The 24358-nt window shown below is 59.0% G+C and carries 18 protein-coding genes, 6 tRNA genes, 2 rRNA genes and 1 pseudogene (1 of these 27 only partly in view); 11 read left to right on the top strand and 16 right to left on the bottom strand.

The window, feature by feature from the left end; translation table 11 throughout:
* Together ACTG2W_RS10785 and rrf are read left to right on the top strand one after the other, a co-directional pair.
* Positions 1–939: ribosomal RNA gene (locus ACTG2W_RS10785) — 23S ribosomal RNA — on the top strand; it begins 1951 nt to the left of the window's first position.
* Between the two features lie 108 nt (positions 940–1047).
* Positions 1048–1162: ribosomal RNA gene (gene rrf / locus ACTG2W_RS10780) — 5S ribosomal RNA — on the top strand.
* Between the two features lie 621 nt (positions 1163–1783).
* Here rrf and ACTG2W_RS10775 read toward each other — a convergent pair.
* A tRNA-Ser gene (locus tag ACTG2W_RS10775) sits at positions 1784–1871 on the bottom strand.
* Positions 1872–2068: 197 nt separating this feature from the next.
* Between ACTG2W_RS10775 and ACTG2W_RS10770 the strand changes: the two genes are divergently transcribed.
* Together ACTG2W_RS10770 and ACTG2W_RS10765 are read left to right on the top strand one after the other, a co-directional pair.
* Entirely contained in the window at positions 2069–2818 is a 750-nt protein-coding gene (locus tag ACTG2W_RS10770) for a DsbA family protein (RefSeq protein ID WP_005340211.1), read from the top strand.
* Positions 2819–3114: 296 nt separating this feature from the next.
* Positions 3115–4017 carry a sulfite exporter TauE/SafE family protein gene (locus tag ACTG2W_RS10765; RefSeq protein WP_064338862.1) on the top strand — a complete coding sequence of 301 codons (903 nt, stop codon included), beginning with the start codon at positions 3115–3117 and terminating at the stop codon, positions 4015–4017.
* On the opposite strand, the pseudogene ACTG2W_RS10760 reads toward ACTG2W_RS10765, so the two are convergent.
* Positions 3932–4745, bottom strand: a pseudogene (locus tag ACTG2W_RS10760) (hypothetical protein). The gene ACTG2W_RS10765 and the pseudogene ACTG2W_RS10760 sit on opposite strands and share 86 nt — an antisense overlap.
* A 217-nt stretch (positions 4746–4962) precedes the next feature.
* The gene (hemL, locus tag ACTG2W_RS10755; RefSeq protein ID WP_029302267.1) at positions 4963–6249 is read right to left on the bottom strand and encodes a glutamate-1-semialdehyde 2,1-aminomutase; all 1287 of its coding nucleotides are present in this window, start codon (positions 6247–6249) and stop codon (positions 4963–4965) included.
* A 244-nt stretch (positions 6250–6493) separates the two neighbouring features.
* On the opposite strand from hemL, the gene clcA reads away from it, so the two are divergent.
* The 3 genes from clcA (at position 6494) to erpA (ending at position 9107) form a co-directional block, all read left to right on the top strand.
* Entirely contained in the window at positions 6494–7882 is a 1389-nt protein-coding gene (clcA, locus tag ACTG2W_RS10750; RefSeq protein WP_440016197.1) for a H(+)/Cl(-) exchange transporter ClcA, read from the top strand.
* A 91-nt stretch (positions 7883–7973) separates the two neighbouring features.
* Entirely contained in the window at positions 7974–8669 is a 696-nt protein-coding gene (locus ACTG2W_RS10745) for a DUF6776 family protein (RefSeq protein WP_421309423.1), read from the top strand.
* An 87-nt stretch (positions 8670–8756) separates the two neighbouring features.
* Positions 8757–9107: an iron-sulfur cluster insertion protein ErpA gene (erpA, locus tag ACTG2W_RS10740; RefSeq protein ID WP_005340225.1), complete on the top strand. Its 351-nt coding sequence runs from the start codon at positions 8757–8759 to the stop codon at positions 9105–9107.
* A 138-nt stretch (positions 9108–9245) separates the two neighbouring features.
* On the opposite strand, the gene nhaC is transcribed toward erpA, so the two are convergent.
* Positions 9246–10655 carry a Na+/H+ antiporter NhaC gene (gene nhaC, locus ACTG2W_RS10735; protein ID WP_005357819.1) on the bottom strand — a complete coding sequence of 470 codons (1410 nt, stop codon included), beginning with the start codon at positions 10653–10655 and terminating at the stop codon, positions 9246–9248.
* A gap of 301 nt (positions 10656–10956) precedes the next feature.
* Between nhaC and ACTG2W_RS10730 the strand changes: the two genes are divergently transcribed.
* A complete protein-coding gene (locus tag ACTG2W_RS10730; protein WP_005343034.1) occupies positions 10957–11166 on the top strand; it encodes a hypothetical protein in 210 nt (69 codons plus the stop codon).
* Here ACTG2W_RS10730 and ACTG2W_RS10725 read toward each other — a convergent pair.
* From ACTG2W_RS10725 to rsmC, 9 genes are all read right to left on the bottom strand, one after another.
* The gene (locus ACTG2W_RS10725; protein WP_005343036.1) at positions 11161–11433 is read right to left on the bottom strand and encodes a late competence development ComFB family protein; all 273 of its coding nucleotides are present in this window, start codon (positions 11431–11433) and stop codon (positions 11161–11163) included. The genes ACTG2W_RS10730 and ACTG2W_RS10725 overlap by 6 nt on opposite strands.
* A gap of 109 nt (positions 11434–11542) precedes the next feature.
* Positions 11543–11628 (bottom strand) — tRNA-Leu (locus ACTG2W_RS10720).
* 71 nt (positions 11629–11699) lie between these two features.
* A tRNA-Leu gene (locus ACTG2W_RS10715) sits at positions 11700–11785 on the bottom strand.
* Positions 11786–11831: 46 nt separating this feature from the next.
* Positions 11832–11917: transfer RNA gene (locus ACTG2W_RS10710), tRNA-Leu, on the bottom strand.
* Positions 11918–11961: 44 nt separating this feature from the next.
* A tRNA-Leu gene (locus ACTG2W_RS10705) sits at positions 11962–12047 on the bottom strand.
* A gap of 53 nt (positions 12048–12100) precedes the next feature.
* Positions 12101–12186 (bottom strand) — tRNA-Leu (locus ACTG2W_RS10700).
* Positions 12187–12314: 128 nt separating this feature from the next.
* Positions 12315–13775 carry a glycogen synthase GlgA gene (glgA, locus tag ACTG2W_RS10695; protein ID WP_158112672.1) on the bottom strand — a complete coding sequence of 487 codons (1461 nt, stop codon included), beginning with the start codon at positions 13773–13775 and terminating at the stop codon, positions 12315–12317.
* Positions 13765–14982, bottom strand: a complete 1218-nt coding sequence (gene glgC, locus ACTG2W_RS10690) for a glucose-1-phosphate adenylyltransferase (RefSeq protein WP_005340236.1) — start codon at positions 14980–14982, stop codon at positions 13765–13767. The genes glgA and glgC overlap by 11 nt, the downstream gene beginning before the upstream one ends.
* Before the next feature lie 151 nt (positions 14983–15133).
* A complete protein-coding gene (gene rsmC / locus ACTG2W_RS10685; protein WP_128834878.1) occupies positions 15134–16162 on the bottom strand; it encodes a 16S rRNA (guanine(1207)-N(2))-methyltransferase RsmC in 1029 nt (342 codons plus the stop codon).
* Positions 16163–16442: 280 nt separating this feature from the next.
* On the opposite strand from rsmC, the gene dapA reads away from it, so the two are divergent.
* The gene (gene dapA / locus ACTG2W_RS10680; RefSeq protein WP_005340240.1) at positions 16443–17315 is read left to right on the top strand and encodes a 4-hydroxy-tetrahydrodipicolinate synthase; all 873 of its coding nucleotides are present in this window, start codon (positions 16443–16445) and stop codon (positions 17313–17315) included.
* A 91-nt stretch (positions 17316–17406) separates the two neighbouring features.
* Here the strand turns inward: dapA and ACTG2W_RS10675 are convergent, their stop codons facing one another.
* Complete coding sequence (locus ACTG2W_RS10675) at positions 17407–18375, bottom strand: CYTH domain-containing protein (RefSeq protein ID WP_128834880.1); 969 nt, start codon at positions 18373–18375, stop codon at positions 17407–17409.
* Positions 18376–18544: 169 nt separating this feature from the next.
* Here ACTG2W_RS10675 and ACTG2W_RS10670 point away from each other — a divergent pair, with 169 nt between their 5' ends.
* Positions 18545–19225 carry a TIGR00153 family protein gene (locus ACTG2W_RS10670; protein ID WP_005340244.1) on the top strand — a complete coding sequence of 227 codons (681 nt, stop codon included), beginning with the start codon at positions 18545–18547 and terminating at the stop codon, positions 19223–19225.
* Between the two features lie 25 nt (positions 19226–19250).
* The gene (locus tag ACTG2W_RS10665; protein ID WP_005343043.1) at positions 19251–20516 is read left to right on the top strand and encodes an inorganic phosphate transporter; all 1266 of its coding nucleotides are present in this window, start codon (positions 19251–19253) and stop codon (positions 20514–20516) included.
* 93 nt (positions 20517–20609) lie between these two features.
* Here the strand turns inward: ACTG2W_RS10665 and ACTG2W_RS10660 are convergent, their stop codons facing one another.
* Positions 20610–23066 (bottom strand): bifunctional aspartate kinase/homoserine dehydrogenase II, encoded by a 2457-nt coding sequence (locus tag ACTG2W_RS10660; RefSeq protein ID WP_194495223.1) that lies wholly within the window; start codon positions 23064–23066, stop codon positions 20610–20612.
* Entirely contained in the window at positions 23066–24238 is a 1173-nt protein-coding gene (gene metB / locus ACTG2W_RS10655; RefSeq protein WP_440016196.1) for a cystathionine gamma-synthase, read from the bottom strand. The genes ACTG2W_RS10660 and metB overlap by 1 nt, the downstream gene beginning before the upstream one ends.
* Between the last annotated feature and the right edge of the window lie 120 nt (positions 24239–24358).

The raw sequence follows: 24358 nt of genomic DNA, 5'->3' as shown, positions 1-24358 counted from the left end.
CGAATGGTGTAACCATGGCCATGCTGTCTCCACCCGAGACTCAGTGAAATCGAATTCGCCGTGAAGATGCGGTGTACCCGCGGCTAGACGGAAAGACCCCGTGAACCTTTACTACAGCTTGGCACTGAACATTGAACCTACATGTGTAGGATAGGTGGGAGGCTTTGAAGGCGTGACGCCAGTTGCGCTGGAGCCGTCCTTGAAATACCACCCTTGTATGTTTGATGTTCTAACGCAGGGCCCTGAATCGGGCTCGCGGACAGTGCCTGGTGGGTAGTTTGACTGGGGCGGTCTCCTCCCAAAGAGTAACGGAGGAGCACGAAGGTTGGCTAATCCTGGTCGGACATCAGGAGGTTAGTGCAATGGCATAAGCCAGCTTAACTGCGAGACGGACAGGTCGAGCAGGTACGAAAGTAGGTCATAGTGATCCGGTGGTTCTGAATGGAAGGGCCATCGCTCAACGGATAAAAGGTACTCCGGGGATAACAGGCTGATACCGCCCAAGAGTTCATATCGACGGCGGTGTTTGGCACCTCGATGTCGGCTCATCACATCCTGGGGCTGAAGTCGGTCCCAAGGGTATGGCTGTTCGCCATTTAAAGTGGTACGCGAGCTGGGTTCAGAACGTCGTGAGACAGTTCGGTCCCTATCTGCCGTGGGCGTTGGATGATTGAAGGGAGTTGCTCCTAGTACGAGAGGACCGGAGTGAACGAACCTCTGGTGTTCGGGTTGTCACGCCAGTGGCACTGCCCGGTAGCTAAGTTCGGAATCGATAACCGCTGAAAGCATCTAAGCGGGAAGCGAGCCCTGAGATGAGTCATCCCTGACCCCTTGAGGGTCCTAAAGGGCCGTTGGAGACCACAACGTTGATAGGTGGGGTGTGTAAGCGCGGCGACGTGTTGAGCTAACCCATACTAATTACCCGTGAGGCTTAACCATACAACACCCAAGAAGTGTTCTAAGGCTTGTAGCAAACCTAAGCGAACTACTAATTCAGTGATAATGACCAAGTCGTTATTCACGTCAGCTTTCTAGATTAAGAATTTGCCTGGCGGCCATAGCGCCGTGGAACCACCTGATCCCATGCCGAACTCAGAAGTGAAACGCGGTAGCGCCGATGGTAGTGTGGCATTCGCCATGCGAGAGTAGGACACTGCCAGGCTCCCAATACAAGAAACCCCGCTCATCGAGCGGGGTTTTTTATTACCTGCAATTTATTGAGTCGTCTGATATTTGACCTGATTTATTCCTTTCTTCTGTTTTATTGTTACTCGCTGTTGTCTTTCTGTTAAACGAATGGCCTGATGTTACGCTTTTACTCTTTCTTCATGTAAAGCCATTGCTCTGTATGGCAGGGCTGGCATCGCCATAACCCGTGAATCCCATGATCGCCTATACGTCATGCTCTCTTGCTTGGGGTCTAGGCTTCCTGAGTTAGCCGTCCCCTCTTTTTAAGCCGCAACCCCATCGTCCCTGCTTTTCTATGACTGTGTTAACCGGCTATGACTTTATTCCGAAGAGGGGTTATTGGCGGTACCAACATGCTGGAGCTGCGGTTGCTGAGTGTTGTCGTTGTGGTTTGGGGAATAAGAAAGTGGGCTGGGATGTGCGCAGTAACTCAGATCTTCGAGGTTGATTGGTGATTTTCTGGTGGTTATTGAGCCCGCAGACGGGAAGATTAGGAGGATGTTGAAGAAGACTAATGTGTTGAGAGCTATGAGGAGTGGCAAATAGCAGGCAAATAAAAAGCCCACGCAACATGGTTGCATGGACTCGGTATGAATGGCGGAGGAGGTGGGATTTGAACCCACGGATGGTCGCCCATCGCCGGTTTTCAAGACCGGTGCATTCAGCCGCTCTGCCACCCCTCCGCAGCAGTGCGGCGAATATTACCATGCTGATCCGGCTTGTAAATCCCCGTCCGGTTTGATTGCTGGTTAATTGCGCGAAATGATATGAAAAAGTGGCAATCAGGGCGCATCAAGCGCTTTTTTGGCCAGATAACTTGACTTGAAAACAGACTCAACCACTATAGTGGCCTCTATCATATCCTCTGCAAGATAACGTTATGACTATTAAAAATGCCCTGTTTTGCGCGCTGGCTGGCGTGACCCTGCTGGCGACGCCGGTACATGCAAGCGAGCTGACCAAAAGCGATGTCGAGCAAATCGTTCGCGACTATCTGGTCAAGAATCCCGAGATCCTGGTCGAGATGTCCAATGCCCTGCGTGCCAAGCAGGAGAGCCAGCAGGCCGAGAGTGACAAGGCGCTGATCAAGGCTCACTCCAAGCAGCTTTATGCCAATCAGGATCCCGAGATGGGGAATCCGAAGGCATCTCTGACCATTGTGGAGTTTTTCGATTACAACTGCGGTTACTGCAAGCGGGCCCATCCGCTGGTCAAGCAGCTGATGGCGGAAGACAAAGACATCCGGTACATCTACAAGCAGTTCCCGATTCTGAGCGAGTCCTCCTACTTCGCTGCCCGTGCTGCGTTGGCGGTCCAGCTGGGTCAGCCTGACAAATACCAGGCGTTCCACGAGAAGCTCTATAGCCATCAGGGCCCGCTCGCAGATGAAGCACAGGTCAAGCAGTTGGCAGTGGCGGCCGGTGTTGACTGGAGCAAGGTGGAGGCCAAGATCAAGGATGGCAGCATCGATCAGAATCTGGGAACCAACCGTGCGCTGGCGGAAGCGCTCGGCATCTCCGGTACCCCGGCCTTCATCATCGGTGATCAGATCCTGCGCGGTGCCCCCCGTGATCTGGCCAGCCTGAAGGGGTTTATCAAGGATGTGCGTGCCGGCAAGAGCATTCAATAAGCAGTTGTTATGGTCGAGGGCCCAGCGCCCCGGCCAGATACAGAAAGAGGGTCGGTATCACTACCGGCCCTCTTTTTTATTATGTCCTTTGGCACAGGTGGTCGTCGCGAAAGGACCATAACAACGTGCTCAGGACCCGGCCTGTTGGCCTCAGTAACAAGTATTAGCAGAGTCGTTCGGAGTCTACTGATAAATATTTCGCCTTGCAGAGGCGTGTCGTGAGCATTGCTTAATTCCGGTCAAGATTTTTTCTGCTGCTTGCCTTAGAATCGCCGCCCGTTGCAGGAGAAACCCCTATGTTAGTTGATATTTTACGGCTGGTTTTTATAGCCGGAGGCCTCGTATTCATCTTTATGCTGGTACAAGCCTGCTGGCGGAAGAAGCAGAGTGGATCCTTTGAGGCGACCCCCTTCTGGCCGGTGGCATTGATCGGTGGGGTTGCCAACTTCCTCGATACCCTGGGGGTGGGCAGCTTTGCGGTAAAGACCGCCTGCTACAAGCAGTTCAAGCTGATCGATGATCGAGTGCTGCCGGGTACCCTCAATGGGCAGTGCGTGCTGCCAACCGTGACTCAGTCGCTGATCTTCGTCGGCGCAGTAGCAGTGGAGCCGCTGACGCTGATCAGCATGATGATGGCCGCCGCAGCGGGCGCAGCCTGGGGGGCTCGCCATGTGGCCTCGTTTGATCGGCAGACCATCCGGTTGGTGATGGCCATCTCCTTGCTGGTCGTCGCAGGGCTTATCTTTGCCGGTCTGCTGGGGCTTTTCCCTGTAGGCGGCGATGCGATGGGGCTCAGCGGCTACAAGCTGGCGATCGCCCTGCTCGGCAATTTCATCTTCGGAGTGCTGATGAATGTCGGTATCGGCTTGTTTGCTCCCTGCATGACGCTGGTTTATCTGCTGGGGATGAATCCGCTGGCGGCGTTTCCGATCATGATGGGCTCCACCGCCGTGCTTAGCGTTTTCTCCGCAGGCACCTTTATCCGTAAAGGGGCATTCGATGCCAAGGCGGTGTTGGCGGTAGCCATCTTTGGCCCCATCGGTGTGGTGCTGGCCGCCATGCTGGTCAAATCCATGGATATGGAGATGCTGAAGTGGCTGGTTGCCTTTATCGTCATCTATACCTCCTGGACCATGTACGCTTCCTGGCGGGCGGCGCGTCGCTCCCCTGTGCAGCTGACGGTGGAGAGCGCAGGCTAGCCTGTACCAGTGCCGCTTCGGCCTTGGCCCCCAGAAAAACATAGAGGCCGAGCGCCAGCAGCAACCCCACCGCACACCCCATCACCCCGACCGCAGGCCAGAGCAGCTCGCTCTGGCCGAGCGAACCTTTGAACAGCAGCAACAGCCCCTCGATGGAGACCGCGATCAGAATGGCGGCGATAAAGCGGGTGATGGTGCGGCGAATGGCGCTGTGGCGGAAGATATCCTTATGCAGCAGTACCTCCTCTTCCAGAATGGTCTTGCCCAGATCGAACACCGCCAGTGCCAGCGTCAGGAAGATGATGGCGCTAAAGGCGCCGAGCTGGTTCTGCCGCTCGCCGCACAATAGCTGGTAGAGCTGCTCCAGCCCGTGCCAGATCAGGGTGGCGACGATGAGAAACAGCGCCATGCTGAGCACCACATAGACCGCCTTGAACCAGGGCATGGCGCGGCGGCGCTCCCTGTCCCATCAACCAGCCAATCAGCTGATTCAGACAGACGGTGATCTCCCGTCCTTGCCCCTGCACAATAAGGTGCAGCCGGTTATGGGCCGCCGGTGCCGCAGGCTGGATGCACATCGGCCCCTGATAATGGTCAATGCTGACCACAAAGGGATACCCCTTGAGCGAGGCAAGGGGAGCGTTGAGCAGCCCCTGCAGTAGCGGGGTCAGCTCCTCCTGATACTCCTGATAGCGCCGCAGCACATCGATGGGGCTCATCTCTGCCATATGGACCTCGGTGACGTGGGCTCTTGTGGTGAATGTGCAAATAGTGGGCCTGCTTTATGACAGGGATGGCGGGGTAAGTTGCACCAGAGAATGACAAATCGGTGGATGACGAGGGGGTAATGCACCAGAAATGGGCGTATTGCCGCCCTGTGTGGTGATGGAGTCTCTGTAATAGAAAAGGGCCCATGACGGGCCCTTTGCGACAACCAGCGGCGATTTAGCCAGCCAGCTTGGCGAAGCTGCGTTCGGCGGCGGCCAGAGTGTGTTCAATCTCCTTGTCGCCGTGAGCCAGCGACAGGAAGCCTGCCTCGTAGGCGCTCGGCGCCAGATAGACGCCCTCTTCGAGCATCAGGTGATAGAAGCGCTTGAAGCGTTCCATATCGCAGCGAGTGACCTGCTCGTAGCGGGTGATTTCGGGCTCGTCGGTGAAGAAGAAGCCGAACATGCCGCCCACATAGTTGATGGCGAGCGGGATACCGTGTTTGGCGGCGGCCGCTTTCAGTCCCTCGGCAACACGAGCTGTCTTGGCGCTCAGCTGCTCATAGAGACCCGGCTCCAGCAGCAGATCCAGCATGGTCAGACCGGCCGCCATGGCCACCGGGTTGCCGGAGAGAGTACCCGCCTGATAGACAGGGCCGGTCGGGGCAATGTGCTGCATCACCTTCTTCTTGCCGCCGAAGGCGCCCACAGGCATGCCGGCACCGATGATCTTGCCGAGGGTGGTGAGATCCGGGTCGATGTTGTAGTGACCCTGAGCACCGCGCAGGGAGACGCGGAAGCCGGTCATCACCTCGTCCAGGATCAGCAGGGCACCGAACTCGTCACAGATGGCGCGCAGCCCTTCCAGGAAGCCGGGGACCGGCGGGATGCAGTTCATGTTGCCTGCGACCGGCTCGACGATGATACAGGCGATCTCGCTGCCGTACTGGGTGAAGGCTTCACGCACCGAATCCAGATCGTTGAAGACGCAGGTCAGGGTGTGTTTGGCGAAATCGGCTGGAACGCCCGGGCTGTTGGGTTGACCCAGGGTTAGGGCGCCGGAACCGGCCTTGACCAGCAGAGAGTCGGCGTGGCCGTGGTAGCAGCCCTCGAATTTGACGATCTTGTCGCGGCCGGTGTAGCCGCGGGCCAGACGGATGGCGCTCATGGTGGCTTCGGTGCCGGAGTTGACCATCCGAACTTGCTCCATGGAGGGGACGATCTGGCGGACTTTCTCGGCCATCAGCACTTCGATCTCGGTCGGCGCACCGTAGCTCAGCCCCTTCTCAACGGCCTTGATGACGGCGGCCTTGATGGCCGGGTGGTTGTGACCCAGCAGCATGGGGCCCCAGGAGCCGATGTAATCCACGTAGGCCTGACCATCCACATCATAGAGATAGGCGCCATCGGCGTGATCGATGAAGCGGGGCGTGCCGCCGACCCCATTGAAGGCGCGGACCGGTGAGTTGACGCCACCCGGAATGGTCTGGCGGGCCTGTTCAAACAGCTGATCTGATTTTGACATGGATCATCCTTAATGGGATTTTGGTCGTCACACAAGGGATTGCAGCCGATTGAGACTCGGCAGGCCGGAGCATCAGGAGTATGCTTTGCGCTCTCGCCACCCGGACTCTCGGTCTGCTCCCGTGACAAAAATTTAACGGGCCGACTATAGCAGAAAGCCCCAGCCCTGGGCAGCCGAGCAACGCGCCGGGTGATCCTGATCTCAGCTAGCTGACGATATGGTTTTTCCAAGTTGGTGTAACAAGATGGCGCAACAAGCTCTCTCCTCTGAAGCCGATACCTCTTCGCGGGGGCCGCTTTCCCGCATTATCCGGCAAGACAAGATGCCCTTGCTGGTGCTGCTGCTGGCGGCGCTGGTCGGTACCCTGGCTGGACTGGTGTGCGGCCTGTTTGAATCGGGAGTCCACTGGCTGGCAGAACAGCGCATCGCCTTGCTGGCAGAGCGTCCCTGGTGGCAGCTCGGTCTGCTTGGCTTTGGCTTCAGCGCCTTGCTGGGATTTGTCGGTTACTTCCTCACTCATACCTTTGCCCCGGAAGCGGGCGGCTCCGGCATTCCCGAGATCGAGGGGGCGATGGACGATCTACGCCCGGTGCGGTGGTGGCGAGTGTTGCCGGTCAAGTTCTTCGGCGGCATCTGTACCCTGAGCTCCGGCATGGTGCTGGGGCGGGAGGGGCCTTCGGTACAGATCGGCGGCAACCTCGGCAAGATGGTGGCGGATATCTTCCGGCTGCCCAAGGAACATGGCCATGCCCTGTTGGCCGCCGGTGCGGCGGGCGGTCTGGCGGCAGCCTTCAATGCGCCGCTGGCGGGCATCCTGTTCGTGATGGAGGAGATGCGACCGCAGTTTCGCTACTCCTTTCTGGCCATCAAGGCGGTGGGGATCTCCGCCATCATGGCGACCCTGATGCTGCAGAACATGAAAGGGCAGGGGGCGGTGATCACCTTGCCCCATTACGATGCGCCCGCCCTCAAGGCGCTCTGGCTGTTCCTCTTTATGGGGGCCACCTTCGGGGTGCTCGGTTTTGTCTTCAACAAGCTGGTGCTGGCCTGTCAGGATGGCTATCTGGCGTTGCATCAGAACAAGCGCCACCGTTTCGTGGCCATCGGCATGCTGGTCGCCGGAACGTTTGGCGTGCTGTCGCTGTTTGCTCCTTCGGTGACGGGCGGCGGCACAGAGCTTATTCCTCATCTGATGGGGGATAAGTATGCGATGGCGACCCTGTTCCTCATTTTCTCGGTGCGGCTGGTTGCGACCCTCATCTGCTTCTGCTCCGGTGCCCCGGGCGGGGTATTTGCACCGACCCTGGCGTTGGGCACCCTGTTTGGCGTGGTGTTTGGCCATCTGTTTCATGCGGCGTTTCCGGAGCTTGGCATCGAGCCCGGCGCTTTTGCCATTGCAGGGATGGGGGCGCTGTTTGCTGCCACAGTGCGTGCTCCCATCACGGGCATCGTGCTGGTCACCGAGATGACCGACAACTATCAGCTGATCCTGCCGATGATGATCACCACGGTCGGTGCGACTCTGGTTGCCCAGTGGCTGGGTGGCCGACCCATCTATTCCCAGATCCTGGAGCGAACTTTACGGCTCGCCGCGCGTCAAAAGCGGGGTGATGGCAGCGCCACGGCCAGTTAATTTTTCCCTTTATCGCCTGTGACCCCGGTCAGGGCGGTATAGTGAAGGGAGAGGCGCTGCCGTAAATGGCGTGATAACGGGATGAGGGGCTATGTCCAATCTATTGAAGTTATTGGTCGTGTTAGCCGTTGGCGGGCTCATCGGTTACTTTGTCGGTAACCGTCAGGAGCTGGCCCAGAGCAGTCTGTTGGTGGTACAGCAGGAGACGCTGGATCGTCAGAGCAAGGCCATCGGCCAGCTCAAGACCGAATTGGGGGTGAAAGATACCCAGCTGGCGACCCAGAAAGCGGCCTTTGAGCAGTTGCAGACCACCCTGAAGAGTCAGGAGGCGCAGGTGCAGGAGCTCAAACGCCAGCTGGCCTTTTTCGAGCGGATCATGCGCCCCACCGGCGAACAGGTGGGGGTAGTGATCGACAACCTGACTCTGCAGGAGACCAGCATTCCCGGTCGCTACCACTATCGTCTCGCCCTGACCCAGCCCGCCAAAAAGCGGGAGCTGTTCCGTGGTCAGGTGCAGATCCGGGTCGAGGGGAGCCTGGCTGACAAGCCGAAGACGCTGACCGGTCGCGATCTCGGAATGAAGGTGAGCGAGTGGCGTTATGCCCTGCGTTATTTCCAGCTGCTGGAAGGGAATTGGCAGTTGCCGGAAGGCTTTGTGCCGGATCGGATCCGTGTCACCATCAACAAGGACGGCAGGCAACCGGCGCAAGAGCTGCTGGTTGAGTGGGGTGAGGTGATCAAGCCGCTGGTCGCTGCACCGCCTGCTCCGGTTCCCGCGGCCGGTTAAACGTGGTGAATACTTGAACTGAATGGTCGGGTATTGGATAATTTCGCGGTTTCCATGTTTGTGGATCTAATGGTTGTGAGGTCAGTAATGAGTGCAGTAGCAGAAGCCCCGTTGCCCATCCAGATGACGGATGCGGCGGCCAACAAGGTGAAGAACCTGATCACCGAGGAAGAGAATCCCGAGCTGAAGCTGCGGGTATACATCACGGGTGGGGGCTGCTCCGGTTTCCAGTATGGCTTTACCTTTGATGAGAAGATCAACGACGGGGACACCGTAGTCGAGAAGAATGGCGTCACCATGGTGATCGATCCCATGAGCCTGCAATATCTGGTAGGCGGCAGTGTGGATTACACCGAGGGTCTGGAAGGTTCACGCTTCACCGTGACCAACCCCAATGCCACCACGACCTGTGGCTGTGGCTCCAGCTTCTCCATCTGATCGGCATTATCGGTCTGATGAAACGGCTCTCGGCAACGAGGGCTGTTTTTGTTTGTGGTGATCAGTGAACGCCATCAAACAGCATTTCTCTAAAACGATAAAGGCGCCTCGATGGCGCCTTTGTTGTTTCAGGATGGCTTAGCGGGAGCTTGCCGCCGCGACCAGCGGGATCCGGTTCACTGCCTTGCCCATGTAGGCGAGGGTGATGGTCACAATGATGCAGGTGAAGCTCAGCCACATGTAGGGCAGGTAGTCGAGGGTTGCCACCCCCAGCACCCCGGCCATGAAGATGCCGTTGTCGCTCCAGGGCACCATGCCGCAGGTGAGGGTGCCGCCAAACTCGGCGTTGCGAGAGAGGTTCTTGCGCGCCAGTCCCAGTCGGTCGTAGTTTTTGGCCATGATCTTGGGGGTCAGGATCAGCGATACATACATTGCCGAGCCAAACACGTTGGCCAGAAACGCAGTGCCGATGGTGTGGCTGGTCAGGCTGCCGACGCTGTTGATGCGCTTCTCGAAGGCGCTGGCGATCACTTCCAGAATGCCGACCTTCTCCAGCAGGCCGCCAAACCCGAGACCGAAGATGATGACCGCGACCGAGCCCAGCATGGACTCCATGCCGCCGCGACCGAGAATGTTGTCGATAAAATCGATGCCGGAGGTGATGGCAAACGGACTATAAGCCGAGTGCATTGCCTTGACCGGATCCATGCCCTGGAAGGCGATGGCCCAGATCAGGCCCAGCAGGGCGCCGAAGCTGATCACCGGGAAGGCGGGCTTGCGATTGGCCAACAGGCCCAGTACCAGCACCACCGGCACTATGGCCAGTGGGGTAATGTTGAACTGGTTGTCGAGAGCCTCCATCACCAGATTGACCTGCTCCAAGCTGACGTTGCCCGAATACTGCATGCCCACCACGGTGAACAGCACGGCGGTGATGACATAGGAGAGCAGGCTGATAGGCAGCATCCCCTTGATATGCTCCACCACATCGACGTTGGACATGGTGGACGCCAGCACTACTGAGTCGGAGAGCGGAGAGAGCTTGTCACCGAAGTAGACGCCGGAGAGCACGGCACCGGCTACCAGTGGCGCAGGCACGCCGAGGCTGTGGCCGATCCCCATCATGGCGATACCGGCGGTGGCGGCAGAGCCCCAGGAGGTGCCGGTGGCCAGCGAGGTCAGGGAGCAGATGATCAGGGTTGCCAGCAGGAAGATGGACGGATGGATCACCTTGAGGCCGAAGTAGATGATGCTGGGGACTATGCCACCGGCAATCCAGGTGCCGACCAGAGCACCGACGGAGACCAGGATCAGGATGGCCCCCATCCCCTTGGCAACGCCGTCAACGGCAGCCTGTTCCAGGGATTTGTAATCGTGGCCGAGTTTGATGCCAAGCCCCATGATGACGAACCAGGCGATGAACAGCGCCAGCTGGATCGGCAGATCGAGCACGCTGGTGAACGAGAATGCCAGGGCCAGGAAAATGGCCAGACAGGCAAACACCTGTGCCATGCCCGGTAGTCGGATGTGGTTTTGTTGGTTTTGCATAGATACTTCCTAAACTCTTGCTCGCCAAGGTCACTCCCTCTCGTCCTGTGGATACATCGATCCCGAGGAGGCAACCCAAAAAGAGGCCGCAATCTACCACAAACCCGGCGGGTTAAAGCCCCATCAAATTGGCAAAAATGCACATATGATTGAAAAAATCACAAATTAGTTGATCTCATAACCCGTTTTTGAGCGGCCTGTTGACACAGGGGGTCACATACGAAGCTTGCCTGTGACGCCACTTGCATCCCCAATAGATGCAGATGATAATTATTATCAATTTCTGATTGGGGAGAAAACAATGCGCTGGATATTGCGGGGTATGATGTTGCTGGTGGCGGTGGCCGTACTCGCATGGGGTCAGGATAAAGAGTACGGCACCTGGAGTGTAGGTTTTCTGCTGGCTGCTTGGGTGATGCTGGAGCCCGGATTGCGGCCTGCCTTGATCTTGCTGCCAGTGGCTGGGTTGACCGGTATCGTTACCCTGCTCTGGCAGCAGCCCTGGTTATGAGCTTTTGACGGGAGCCTGCTTGATCTTCTGCTGTGCCACCTTGAGCGATTCGACCACCAGTTTCTCCATTTCGGTGCGCTTGGCGTCGGTCAGGAAGTAGATCATGTCGACATTGTGGCGAATATAGTGGGCGGGGAGCTGGTTGAGGGTGAGGCAGCAGAGGTCGGCCATCTGATCGCTGTTGAGCTTTTGCTGCAGCCCCTGTTTCTCAATCTCCTTGAGCACCAGATGTTCGTAAAAGTTGTGAATGTCGGTATCCAGTATCATATGCGTTCCTTGGCATGACGATGAGCGGGGAGTCGTCAAAAGCATAGCCATAACAAGGAGTAAAAACAAAAGGCCCATCACTTTCGTGATGGGCCTTTTGCGTAATGAATGGTGCGAAGAGAGGGACTCGAACCCTCACATCCGTGGGACACTAACACCTGAAGCTAGCGCGTCTACCAATTCCGCCACCTTCGCACACTGATTTTCTCCAGCTGGTTTTTAAATGCGGTTGGAGCGCATTGCTCTGTTTTTACATGTCAGAAGCATGGTGCGAAGAGAGGGACTCGAACCCTCACACCCGGGGGGCACTAACACCTGAAGCTAGCGCGTCTACCAATTCCGCCACCTTCGCACATTCGGGTTTCCAGTCTGGATTTACATGCTGTCTGGATAAAGCATGGTGCGAAGAGAGGGACTCGAACCCTCACATCCGTGGGACACTAACACCTGAAGCTAGCGCGTCTACCAATTCCGCCACCTTCGCACATTGTGTTACCAGTTTTGATTTACATGCTGTCTGGAGAAGCATGGTGCGAAGAGAGGGACTCGAACCCTCACACCCGGGGGGCACTAACACCTGAAGCTAGCGCGTCTACCAATTCCGCCACCTTCGCACATTCGGGTTTTCTAGTTGGATTTACATGCTGCTGAATCAGCATGGCAGTATTGGTGCGAAGAGAGGGACTCGAACCCTCACATCCGTGGGACACTAACACCTGAAGCTAGCGCGTCTACCAATTCCGCCACCTTCGCATCACTGCGGAGGGGGATTCTATAGAGTTTTGGGGGAGCGTCAACAGCCAAAGGGGACTTTTTTCGCTGTTGACGCCCAAAGTGGCGCCAAGGGTACAAAACTTCAGCAATTAGCTGACGTCTGGCATTCAGTAACGGCCCAATGCGTTCTGATACATCCGTTCATACTGGGTGACCGAGTCAGGCCAGTTGAAGCGGGTGCTCATGGCATTGCGCTGTACCTTGGCAAAACGCTCTTTGTCCTGCAGGAAATAGAGCAGGCTGCGGCGCATGGTATCGAGCAGGATGGCGGCAGTCGGATCGTTAAAACAGAAGCCGGTGGCATGCTCGGGATCGGCATCCCAATCCACCACGGTATCTTTCAGACCACCCACGGCGCGCACCAGTGGCAGGGTGCCATAGGCGAGACTGTACATCTGGTTGAGGCCGCAAGGCTCGAACAGAGAGGGCATCAGGAAGAAGTCGGCACCGGCTTCGACCAGATGGGCCAGCCGATCGTCATAGGTGTTGATGAAGGCGAGCTTGCCCGGATAATCCCGGGCCATGGTTTGCAGTTGCGTGGCGAGCGCAGGATCGCCAGAGCCGACGATCACCACTTGTACCTGATGGTGGAGGAATTTCTCCAGCGCAGGGAGCAGCAGGGGAACACCCTTTTGCTCGGTCAGGCGGCAAACCATGCCGTAGATGGGCAAGTCCGCCACGGCCAGCCCCGCTTCCTGTTGCAGGCTCTCTTTGCAGAGCTGTTTGCCAGCCATGTTGTTGATGCTGTAGGTCGCAGGCAGGAATTCGTCGAACTCCGGATCCCAGTCCTTGTAGTCGCAACCGTTGAGGATGCCGCAGAGATCCGCCGCCCGTTGCTGGAAGATATGCGCCATGCCGTGGGCGCCGAGGTGAGTCAGCAGCTCCTGGGCATAGTTGGGGCTGACCGCATTGATCTTGTCGGCGTAGAGCACCCCGCATTTGAGCAGATTGACGTGGCCGTAGTCGTAGTTGATGCGGCGTTCGTAGTCGGCGATCTCGGGCATGGCCCAGAACTGCTCTCGGCCAAACACCCCCTGAAACGCCGCATTGTGAATGCTAATTACGCTGCGGGTCTGCTGGAAGAAGGGGTTGTGAGCGTGGCGGGTTTTCAGCAGCAGTGGCAGCAGGCCGGTGTGCCAGTCATTGCAGTGGGCGATATCCGGGGCAAAGCCAAGCTGCTCGCAGGCATGGAGGGCCGCGGCCGAGAAGAAGGCAAAGCGCTCGCCATTATCCGGATAGGCCTGATTGTTCTCGGCGTAGAGCTGGGGACGATCGAAATATTGCGGGCAGTCGAGCAGATAGACGCAGACGCCATCCAGCTCCATCTGGTAGATGCGATAACCGATATCAGGCAGCCCGGGGTGGGTCGGCAACCAGCGTGACGCCACCAGTCTGGCCTCATCCCGTCGCTTTATCGTCTTGTAGAAGGGGAGCATGATCCTGACATCATGCCCCTTCTGGGCCAGGTACATCGGCAGGGCTCTGGCGACATCGGCCAGGCCCCCGGTCTTGACCAGCCCCTCAACTTCCGAGGCAACAAACAGGATTTTCAGTGGGTTAATAGCCAACTCTTGCTCCCTTAGGTACCACCACGATACCGCCTTCGGATACGGTAAATCGCTCTCTATCGTGGTCCAGATTTTCACCGATAACGGTGCCGGGCGCAATTTCAACATTTTTATCTATAATCGCGCGCCGGATGGAGCACCCTTCACCAATCTTCACGTCCCCCAGCAGCACGGATTCACTTATATGGCTGCACGCGCCGATATTGCAGCGGAAACCGAGGATGGATCGCTGGATCTGGCTGCCCTGAATGAAGCAACCGGCGGAGATCAGCGAGTTGGCGATCTTCACCTTGCACTCGTCGCTGTCGATGAAGGTAGCAGGCGGCAGCGCCGGATAGTGGGTGTGCAAGGGCCACTTGCGGTTATAGAGGGAGAAGGGGGGATTGTCGGCCACCAGGTCCATGTGCGCTTGCCAATAAGAGTCGAGGGTGCCCACATCCCGCCAGTAGACGTGCGGTTTCTCGCCGGGGATGACGTTGGTGCTGTAGTCGTAGACATAGACGGGGGCGCGCGGGTATAGGCTCGGGATCACATCCTTGCCAAAGTCATGGCTGGAGTTCTCCTCGGCGGCATCCCGCTTCAACTCGCGGCAGAGGGCATCGGTCTCGAAGATGTAGTTGCCCATGGAGACCAGCGCCTGGGTCGGATCGCCGGGAATGTGCTTGGGCTGCTTTGGTTTTTCCTGAAAACCGATCATCCGCCCTTCAGTATCCACCTCGATCACCCCGAAGGCGCTCGCCTCTTCGATGGGCATGCGCAGGGCCGCGACCGTCATGGCGGCGTTCTTCTGTTTGTGGAAGGTGACCATCTGGCTCACATCCATCTTGTAGATGTGGTCTGAGCCGAAGATGCAGACGTGATCCGGTTCGGCCCGCTCGATAAAGCCGAGGTTCTGGTAGATGGCATCGGCGGTGCCGTCATACCAGCGTTTGCCCATCCGCATCTGGGCCGGGATGGGATCGATAAAGCGGTCGGTGATGCCGACGATATTCCAGCCCTTCTTCATGTGCAGGTAGAGGGACTGGGATTTGAATTGGGTCAGTACATAGATGCGCAGAAAGTCGGCGTTGACGAAGTTGTTGAGGACAAAGTCGATCAGCCGGTAGCTGCCACCAAAGGGGACGGAAGGCTTGCTGCGGGTAGTGGTCAGAGGCTGCAGGCGAGTACCTTCGCCACCAGCCAGGATCATGGTCAAAATGCCTGCCATCGTATTTCTCTCCCTGAATGAACAACATGAAAAGGTTTTCAAAACTCGGCATAAAAACACCCCTAAAGGGGTGGTTTTTATCGTGCTCTTAGTACCTTACCAGATCCCGTATGGGGCTCTCTAGCTGTTTTCTTGTACTGCTTACACTTAATTACACTTTGCTCAGATAGACCTTGAATTTGGCATCACTGCTGATCACTTCAGTCCGTTTGAAGTGTGTCTCCAGTATAGGCTGGTAGCGCAAGAAGGCGTTGGCAACAATGGTCAGCGAACCATTTGACAGCAAAAATTCCGGCGCCTTGGCCAGGAACTGCTCGGTTGCCGCATAGAAGGTTTTGAGACCCGCATGGAATGGCGGGTTGGAGACGATGTGCTGGAAACGGGTGGAGACATCCGAGTAGACATCGGAAGCGGTGACCTTGCCCTGCAGACCGTTGATCGCCAGGGTGCGGCGGCTCGATTCGAGTGCCAGTGCGCTGATATCCACCATGTTGACTTGCAGATCCGGATTGCGCTTGGCCAGTACGGACCCAATCACCCCGGCGCCGCAGCCGAAATCGAGCAATTCGCCCGTCATCGGTGGCACGGCAGCCAGCAGCATCTGGGTGCCGAGATCCAGCTCGGCGGCGCTGAAGACGCCGGGCAGCGCCAGCACGGTCAGTTCGGTATCACCGGCCTTGCACTGATAGCGGCCAAACCAGCTATCCAGATCGAACGGGGCGACCGGTTGGCTCAGCTCACCGTGATAGAGGGAGCAACGGCGTGCCGAATCGCGCTTGATCGGCTTTTCGCTATAGGGGGCCAGCAGCTTGTCGGCGCCATTGATGCCGCCGCGGTTTTCACCGGCGAGGAACAGATCGGCACCCGCTTCCAGCAAGGGGGTCATCATGGCCAGCAGATATTGTGCCTCGGCCTTGGCCTTGGGCATCAGTAGCAACAGGGCATCGAAACGGGGGGCGCCACCTAGCTGGTGGTCGAACAGGATTGCCTCGCCGAGGGCGGCCTGCTGGCTGCGGTAGTAGCAGTAATCGGTGGTAAAGACGGTCAGGGTCCGGGCCAGGCTCGCCAGTTGGCGGGGGTAGTCATCCTCCAGCGCGCCGCAGACAAGTAGCCGCTTGCCGACAAAGAGGGCTTGGTTTCGTTCCAGCATCTGGCTGACGGCACTGATAGGGCTGCTCATCGGGTCTCTCCACGCAATTTTGGGCGGCCATTATACATAGCCCCTTTCGCCTTGACATTTATGCCGTGTTCCCGAAATATGCCCAGACACCATTTTTTGACCAGAGATGACGAAATGCGGTTCAACGGGTTGAAACGAAAGCACAAAAAAAGCCTGAAATTCGGGCCTGCCGACGTTCGCGCGTAACCTCTCATCCCTGAGAAGCTTCAAACCCCGGTTGCGCACATCGTACCGGGGTTTTTTATTGCCATATGCGCGTCATTTAGGAGAAGGAGATCCCATGTTTCAAGGTTCAATCGTTGCGTTGATCACCCCGTTTCGACAGGGAAAGCTGGATGAAGAGGCGCTGCTGCGTCTGGTGGAGTGGCATATCGAGCAGGGTACTCACGGCATTGTGCCGGTGGGTACCACGGGGGAGAGCCCGACCCTGACCCACGACGAGCACTGCCGGGTGGTGGAGCTGGTGGTCAAACAGGTCGCTGGCCGTATTCCGGTGATTGCCGGAGCGGGCTCCAACAATCCGGTCGAAGCCATCGAGTACACCCTCCATGCCGAGCGGGTGGGGGCTGATGCCACTCTGCATGTGGCCGGTTACTACAACCGCCCCAATCAGGAGGGGCTCTACCACCACTTCAAGGCGGTACACGATGCCACCGCCAAGCCGATCATCGTCTACAACATTCCGCCGCGCGCCATCGTTGACGTGCAACCGGCGACCCTGGCCCGTCTGGCCGAACTGCCGCGCATTGCCGGGGTGAAAGATGCCACGGGCGACTTGGCCCGCCCCTGGACCGAGCGCCAGCTGATCAAAAAGCCCTTCGCCTGGCTCTCCGGTGAGGATGCCACTGCGGTTGCTTACAACATCGGCGGCGGTCAGGGCTGTATCTCTGTGACCGCCAACGTGGCGCCCAAGCTGGTGGCCGAGGTTCAAAATTTGGCGCTGGCTGGCAAGTGGCAAGAAGCGCGTGAGCTGCAAGACCAGCTGATTCCGCTCCATCAGGCGATGTTTGCCGAGCCGAGCCCGGCCGGTGCCAAATATGCCGCTTCCCTGCTCGGTTTCTGTAGCGAGGAGTGCCGACTGCCGGTGATGCCGCTGTCAGAAGCGACCCGCGAGCGCATTCGCAGCGCCATGCAGCAGCTCAACCTGCTGTAGTGCAAAACGGGTGAGCCAAGGCTCACCCGTTTTGTTTTCGGCTTTTGTTTCCGGTCTTTATTTCCGACCTTTAGTACAGGTATGGCCACGCTCAGGCTGCGTGATGCAGCCATGCGGCGATGGCCAGCTGCAACTCGACATACGCCGGATAGGGGAAGAGATCGGCCAGCTCGGCAGGCCACTCGTCATGCTCGTCCGACTGGGCTTGCAGATGGGCTTGCAGGTTGGTCAGGGCGGGTAGCCAGCGCGCTGGTTGTGGCAGCGCGGCCGCACTGCGGGCGACCAGATCGATCCCCTGGTACAGGGCCGCGAGTGCCTGCTGTTGAATGCCTTTATCCTGAGGATGCTCCAGCCAGAGCTGCTCGTGATGCTGCCAGTGGCGCAGCCCCTCGCTTACCCCCGTTATACCATCCATACCTTCATGTTCGACCAGCGCCTGCAGGGCCAGCGGTTTGCCAAGACCAGCCAGTCGATAGCCACGCTGGGCCTTGGATTGGGCGCCGAGACGCAGCCTACCAAGCTTGGCGAGGCGTTGGGCCAGTGCAAACAGCGCCGCGGTCGCGCCTGATTTGAGCTCCAGTTCCAGCTCGTTGATGGTGGTGCTGCCTTGACTGCCGACGATCTCTCCCTGATCCCAGGCCAGCTCAATCTCGGCTCCCTCGAAGGCGATCAGCCAATGGCGGCGCAGGAAGTCAGTACGAAACTGAGCGACCAGCTGTTGCTGAATGTGGTCGCGCTCGGTCAGGGTCGGCCAAATCTCATCGGGAAAGGCCGAGAGGGTCGGCAGATCGCCGCTCACGGGGGTGTTGTACTCGGGTCTGGCGTGCAGGCCGCCCACCACCTTGCCGCGGCATTTGATGGTCTGTTCGGCAAAGGCATCGCAGCGGCGGATCCGCAGTCCCATCTCCAGCTGGCGCAGAGCCAAGGTCGGCGTATCGAAATAGACGTTGCCGAGCTGCTGTTGTGATGATTCTTTAATCTCAAGAGAATTCAGCAGGTTGGATAACTCGGCTTGAATGTCGCTGGCGACAAAAAACTTTATCTCGATCTCAGTTTGCATAGTCATTCCGGGCTGGCAGGCAACTTTGGGGGGCAGGATTCGGGTCGCGGGGATATAATGCCCGCGAGACGACTAGATTAATTCGCGGTTTAATTGAGGGCGCAGTTCGGTTACCATGCGCGCCTCATAAAATCGTATCGAGTGTTTTTTCACCGACACAGGTTTGGCCATGCCAGTAAATACTATTTTGGGGCTTTTTGCCAAGTCCCCCATCAAGCCGCTGCAGAAGCATATCGTCAAGGTTCACCAGTGCTCCCAGCAGTTGGTTCCCTTCTTTGACGCCGTTGCCGAAGACCGTTGGGAAGATGCCGAGAAGATCCGGCAGCAGATCGCCCAGCTGGAAAAAGAGGCAGATACCCTCAAGCGTGAAATCCGTCTGAAACTGCCTCGCGGCCTGTTCCTGCCGGTTGCACGTACCGACCTGCTGGAGCTGTTGACCCAGCAAGACAAGATTGCCAACCGTGCCAAGGATATCTCCGGCCGCATGCTTGGTCGTCGCATGGAGTTCCCCGCCGAAATGCGGACGGATTTCATGGCTTACCTCAAACGTTGTATTGATGCGACCGCTCAGGCCGAGAAAGCGATCGGGGAGCTCGACGAGCTGCTCGAGACCGGCTTCAAAGGACGGGAAGTGGAAATGGTTGCCGAGATGATCCACCAGCTGGATCTGATCGAGGACGATACAGACACCATGCAGATCGGACTGCGCCAACAGCTGCAAGCGGTTGAGCACAATTACAATCCGATCGATGTGATGTTCCTTTACAAGATCCTCGAATGGGTAGGTGACCTGGCAGATCAGGCTGAGCGCGTAGGCGCCCGTCTGGAACTGATGCTGGCTCGTTCGTAATCGACTGACTGGGTAAACACTACTAATGGACATTATCGCGAATTACGGCACCACTCTGGTGCTCGTGGCGGCCTTGTTCGGCTTTTTGATGGCTTGGGGCATTGGCGCGAATGACGTGGCCAACGCCATGGGGACATCGGTCGGCACCAAATCCCTGACCATTCGTCAGGCGATCATCATTGCCATGATCTTCGAATTTGCCGGTGCCTATCTGGCCGGTGGCGAAGTGACGGCCACCATCCGTAACGGCATCATCGACAGCAATGCGTTTGTCGATAGCCCGGACCTGCTGGTGCTCGGCATGATCGCCTCCCTGCTGGCGGCGGGCGCCTGGTTGATCCTCGCCTCCTACTTCGGCTGGCCTGTTTCCACCACTCACTCCATCATCGGCGCCATCGTCGGTTTTGCGGTGGTGAGCATTGGCCCGGAAGCGGTGCAGTGGAGCAAGTTTGGCGGCATCGTCGGCTCCTGGGTCATCACCCCGGCCATCTCAGGTGTCATCGCCTACTTCATGTTCATCAGCGTGCAGAAGCTTATCTTCAACACCGATGACCCCCTGAACAACGCCAAGCGCTATGTGCCGTTCTACATGTTCCTGACTGCGCTGGTGATCTGTCTGGTGACCATCAAGAAGGGGCTGACCCACGTCGGTCTGCACCTGAGCGATGGCGAGGGCATTCTGCTCTCCATCGCCATCTCCATCGCAGTGGCGTTTGCCGGCTGGATCTACATTCGCGGCCAGAAGTACAACCCGCAGGATGACAGCAAGATGCACTTCGCCAACGTGGAGAAGGTGTTCGGCATCCTGATGGTGATCACCGCCTGTGCCATGGCCTTTGCCCACGGCTCCAACGACGTGGCCAACGCCATCGGCCCGCTCTCTGCGGTGGCCTCTATCGTGGCTTCCGGTGGCGAGATTTCCAGTCAGGCTGCCATTGCCTGGTGGATCCTGCCCCTCGGCGGTATCGGTATCGTGATCGGTCTGGCGACCATGGGCGAGAAGGTGATGGCGACGGTCGGTACCGGCATCACTCACCTGACCCCGAGCCGTGGTTTTGCTGCCCAGCTGGCGACTGCCGCGACCGTAGTGATTGCCTCCGGCACCGGTCTGCCCATCTCCACCACCCAAACCCTGGTCGGTGCTGTGATGGGGGTCGGTCTGGCGCGCGGTATTGCGGCGCTGAATCTGGGGGTGCTGCGCAACATCGTGGTCTCCTGGATCATCACCCTGCCTGCCGGTGCCATTCTGGCTATCGCGATCTTCTACGTGCTGCAGGCCTGCTTCTCCTAATCGAAGCGGCATTCAGCAAAAAGCCCGAGTCATCGACTCGGGCTTTTTTATTGTGCGCGGGAGCTGAGGCGCAGCTCCCTTTGCATATCAGCCTTAGAGGTTGGCGCAGATCTGCCACAGATCGTACTGGATAGCGGCGGCGGTCACTTCCCGACCCGCCCCCGGCCCCTGAATCACCAGTGGGTTGGTGCGGTAGCTGTCGCTCTCGATGGCGAAGATGTTGTCGCACGGCAAGAGGTTGGCAAACGGGTGATGGGGCTCCAGCGCCTCCAGTCCGACCCGCGCCTTGCCGTCATGCTCGAAGCGGGCCACGTAGCGCAGCACCTTGCCGAGGCGCTTGGCCCCTTCGAAGGCGGTCTGGATCGGGCCATCCAGCTCTTTCAGTCTGTCCATGAACTGATCGGCGGTCACCTTGCGCAGCGTGACGGGCACCAGATTCTCCAGCTCGATATCGGCGGAGTCGAGCTCGAAGCCCGCTTCCCGCGCCAGAATGAGCAGCTTGCGCCGCACATCCTGACCGGAGAGATCTTCGCGGGGATCCGGCTCGGTCAGGCCGTGCTGCCACGCCTCGTCCACCAGCTCGGAGAAGGGGCGGGTGCCGTCATACTGCTGGAACAGCCAGGAGAGGGTGCCGGAGAAGATGCCGGAGACCCCCTGAATGCGGTCGCCGCTCTGGCGCAGCATCTGGATGCTGGACTGGATCGGCAGCCCGGCGCCCACGGTGGCGTTATAGCGCCACTGCACCTGATGGTCGCGGCAGGTCTGCTTGATGCGCTGGTAGAACTCGCTGTCTGCGGCACCGGCAAACTTGTTGGCGGCGATTATGTGAATGCCGAGCTGGGCAAAGTCCGGGTAGTAGCGGCTCACCGTCTCGCTGGCGGTCATGTCCAGTGCAATCAGCGCATCGAAGCCGTGCTGCTCAAGCTGGGAGAGCAACTCCGGCCAGATCAGCGGTTTGGGGTTGAAGTTGTCCTGTACCTTGAGGGGGTTGAGTCCCTCTTCATCCAGCAGGCCGCCTTCCGAGCTGAACACCCCGTAGAGGGTGAGCGCCAGATTGAGTTCATGTTCCAGCCGTGCTTTTTCGCGGGCATAGAGGCTTAGCCAGTGGCCGCCGATATTGCCCTTGCCGAACAGCACCAGACCGACCCGGTTCGGGCGGCTGAAGAGGGCGCTGTGCAGGGCGATGAGCAGCGGCTCAAGCACTACCTGACGCAGCACGGCCACCAGACTCAGGCCATCTCGGGCCACCTGTACGAACTCCAGCGGTTGATCTGCCAGCAGCTGATAGAAGCGATGACACTGCTCCGCGTTGTCGGTGACACCGGCGCCGACCAGCGCCACCAGACTGAACCCCTCTTTCTGGATGAGGCCGGTGAAGCTCCCTTGCAGCTGGAAGTCGCGCAGCAGCTCGAAGGCGCCTTGTGCCACCTCGAGGGTGTAGGCGAGACGCAGGATCCGGCGATCCGGCTGGCGCTGCAGGGTGAGCGGGTTGAGGCGGTGACGGGCCAGATGGGCCTCGATGGTGGCCACCGTCTGCTCATAGTTGGTCTGCGGCAGCACCTTCAGCTCGATGAGGGCGATCTGATCCACCGAGGAGACGATGCGGGCGCCGCCGGAGCGGGGGGCGCGGCGCAGGATATGGGTGCAGCCCTCGTCCGGGTTGTAGCTGCAGCGCAAAGTGAGGCGCTGGCGGCTGTCGGCCACAGGTTGCAGGGTGCGTGAGTGCAATACCGAAGAGCCAAGGCGGGCCAGCTCGTTGGCTTCGGCGAGGCTCAGTCGCTCCAGCAGACGCGCCTCCTTCACCCGACGGGGGTCGGCGCTGTAGACCCCGGCCACATCGCTCCAGATGGTGGTGGATTCGCCGTCCGCCAGCAGTGCCAACAGGCTGGCGCTGTAGTCGGAACCGTTGCGACCGAGCAGCAGGGAGCGCCCCTCCATGTCGGCGGCGATAAAGCCGGTCACCACGATGCGACCGGCATGTTCGGCCAGCCGTGCCTTGAGCAGCTCGCTGGAGAGGGCGGTATCCACCTTGACCAGAGCGCCATCCTCGGCGCGCAGGAAGCTGCGGGCATCGAGCCAGATGGCCTTGTCGCCTCGGCTGGTGAGCAGGGCCGCCAGCAGGCGCGCCGACCACACCTCGCCAAAGGCGAGCAGGCCGTTGCGGGCGAAGCGGTCAAACTGCCCCTCAAGCGTCTTGGCGATGAGCTGCATGTCGTCGGCCAACTGCTTGCTCAGGTCGAGCTGCAGTTCACCCTCCAGCAGGCCGTCGATCAGGCTCTGCTGATAGGCCTGTAGGGCAGAGATGGCTTCACCTGCGGCTTCATCCCCCGCTTCGGCCAGCTCCACCAGCTGGATCAGCCGGTTGGTGGTCTTGCCGGCGGCGGAGACCACGATCAGTTCATCCCCGCCCACCTGTTGTTCAACGATACTGGCGACCCGGCGATAACAGACCGGATCCGCCAGACTGCTGCCACCAAATTTGTGGACGTGACGTCGCTTCAATCCTGCTTCTGCTGCCACCGCGATCTCTCCTTGTTGCTGCTGTTCCATTACTTCGCTACCTGTTCTGCCTGCTGCGCCTGTTCAAAAGCCTGAGCCAGATCGGCCACCAGGTCTTCACCGTGTTCAATACCGACCGACAACCGCAGCAGCTGGGCGCTGATACCAGCTGCCTGCTGCGCCGCCGGGGTCATGGCCCTGTGGGTCATGCTGGCCGGATGGGCCACCAGACTCTCCACCCCGCCGAGGGACTCGGCCACCGAGAAGAGGGTGAGGGCCGCGAGGAAGGCGCGAATGCCTGCCTCGCTGCAATCGAGTTCAAAACTTAGCATGGCGCCGAAGCCGGACTGTTGACGGCGCGCAATATCGTGGCCCGGATGGCTCGGCAGGCTGGGGTGATAGATGCGTTTCACCAGCGGCTGCTGTTGCAGGAAGGTGAGGATGCGATCGGTATTCTCCTGATGGGTGCGCAATCTGGGGGCCAGAGTGCGCAGGCCGCGCAGGGTGAGGTAGGAGTCGAACGCCCCGGAGGTGAGCCCCAGACAGTTGGCCCACCACACCAGCGACTCGGCCAGTGCGGCCTCCTTGGCAATTGCCACTCCGCCCACCACGTCGGAGTGACCGTTGATGTACTTGGTGGTGGAGTGCACCACCACGTCGGCACCGAGGGCCAGGGGTTGTTGCAGCAGGGGGGAGAGGAAGGTGTTGTCCACCACCACCTGCGCACCCACCTCGTGGGCGGCGCTGGCAATGGCGCTGATATCCACCACCCGCAGCAGCGGGTTGGAGGGGGTCTCCACCCATACCAGCGCAGGCTTCAGGGCCAGCGCGGCGGCCAGTGCGGCCTCATCCCCCTGATCGACAAACTGCACCCGGTAGTGGCCCTTGGCCGCCAGATACTCGAACAGGCGCCAGGTGCCGCCGTAGCAGTCGTGGGGGGCGATCAGCAGATCTCCCGCCTTGAGCAGTGCTGTGGTGACCAGATGGACGGCGCCCATGCCGGTGCCGGTAACCACGGCGCCAGCGCCCCCTTCCAGCGCCGCCAGCGCGTCCGCCAGATTGGTGCGGGTCGGATTGCCGGAGCGGGCATAATCGTATTGACGGGGCTCGCCAAAGTCGGCAAAGGTGTAGTTGCTGGAGAGGTAGATGGGGGGCACCACGGCACCGTGCTGTGTGTCTGTCTCAATCCCGGTGCGAACCGCCAGGGTGGCCTTGTGGGTCATATCACTCTCCTTGATGTCTCTTCACACGCTGGCATCTTGCTGCCACACGCCATCCCGCCATTGCGGGCTCATGGTCAACCACACTACGCCAGCTTAAAAAGGCCGTCAACACTTCCAGAC

Source organism: Aeromonas sp. 96A, from assembly GCF_051919165.1.
Taxonomy (GTDB): Bacteria; Pseudomonadota; Gammaproteobacteria; order Enterobacterales; family Aeromonadaceae; genus Aeromonas; species Aeromonas veronii.
The sequence above is the reverse complement of the archived record's forward strand: the minus strand, read 5'-3'. Positions and strand labels throughout refer to the sequence as shown.

Excerpts from the sequence above, each read along its gene's own strand:
- erpA (WP_005340225.1), top strand. The coding sequence starts at position 8,757 with ATGAGTGCAGTAGCAGAAGCCCCGTTGCCCATCCAGATGACGGATGCG.
- ACTG2W_RS10670 (WP_005340244.1), top strand. The coding sequence starts at position 18,545 with ATGCCAGTAAATACTATTTTGGGGCTTTTTGCCAAGTCCCCCATCAAG.
- nhaC (WP_005357819.1), bottom strand. The coding sequence starts at position 10,655 with ATGCAAAACCAACAAAACCACATCCGACTACCGGGCATGGCACAGGTG.
- ACTG2W_RS10765 (WP_064338862.1), top strand. The coding sequence starts at position 3,115 with ATGTTAGTTGATATTTTACGGCTGGTTTTTATAGCCGGAGGCCTCGTA.
- ACTG2W_RS10675 (WP_128834880.1), bottom strand. The coding sequence starts at position 18,375 with ATGCAAACTGAGATCGAGATAAAGTTTTTTGTCGCCAGCGACATTCAA.
- ACTG2W_RS10660 (WP_194495223.1), bottom strand. The coding sequence starts at position 23,066 with ATGGAACAGCAGCAACAAGGAGAGATCGCGGTGGCAGCAGAAGCAGGA.
- ACTG2W_RS10725 (WP_005343036.1), bottom strand. The coding sequence starts at position 11,433 with ATGATACTGGATACCGACATTCACAACTTTTACGAACATCTGGTGCTC.
- ACTG2W_RS10665 (WP_005343043.1), top strand. The coding sequence starts at position 19,251 with ATGGACATTATCGCGAATTACGGCACCACTCTGGTGCTCGTGGCGGCC.
- dapA (WP_005340240.1), top strand. The coding sequence starts at position 16,443 with ATGTTTCAAGGTTCAATCGTTGCGTTGATCACCCCGTTTCGACAGGGA.
- ACTG2W_RS10770 (WP_005340211.1), top strand. The coding sequence starts at position 2,069 with ATGACTATTAAAAATGCCCTGTTTTGCGCGCTGGCTGGCGTGACCCTG.
- glgC (WP_005340236.1), bottom strand. The coding sequence starts at position 14,982 with ATGGCAGGCATTTTGACCATGATCCTGGCTGGTGGCGAAGGTACTCGC.
- metB (WP_440016196.1), bottom strand. The coding sequence starts at position 24,238 with ATGACCCACAAGGCCACCCTGGCGGTTCGCACCGGGATTGAGACAGAC.
- ACTG2W_RS10730 (WP_005343034.1), top strand. The coding sequence starts at position 10,957 with ATGCGCTGGATATTGCGGGGTATGATGTTGCTGGTGGCGGTGGCCGTA.
- hemL (WP_029302267.1), bottom strand. The coding sequence starts at position 6,249 with ATGTCAAAATCAGATCAGCTGTTTGAACAGGCCCGCCAGACCATTCCG.
- clcA (WP_440016197.1), top strand. The coding sequence starts at position 6,494 with ATGGCGCAACAAGCTCTCTCCTCTGAAGCCGATACCTCTTCGCGGGGG.
- ACTG2W_RS10745 (WP_421309423.1), top strand. The coding sequence starts at position 7,974 with ATGTCCAATCTATTGAAGTTATTGGTCGTGTTAGCCGTTGGCGGGCTC.
- rsmC (WP_128834878.1), bottom strand. The coding sequence starts at position 16,162 with ATGAGCAGCCCTATCAGTGCCGTCAGCCAGATGCTGGAACGAAACCAA.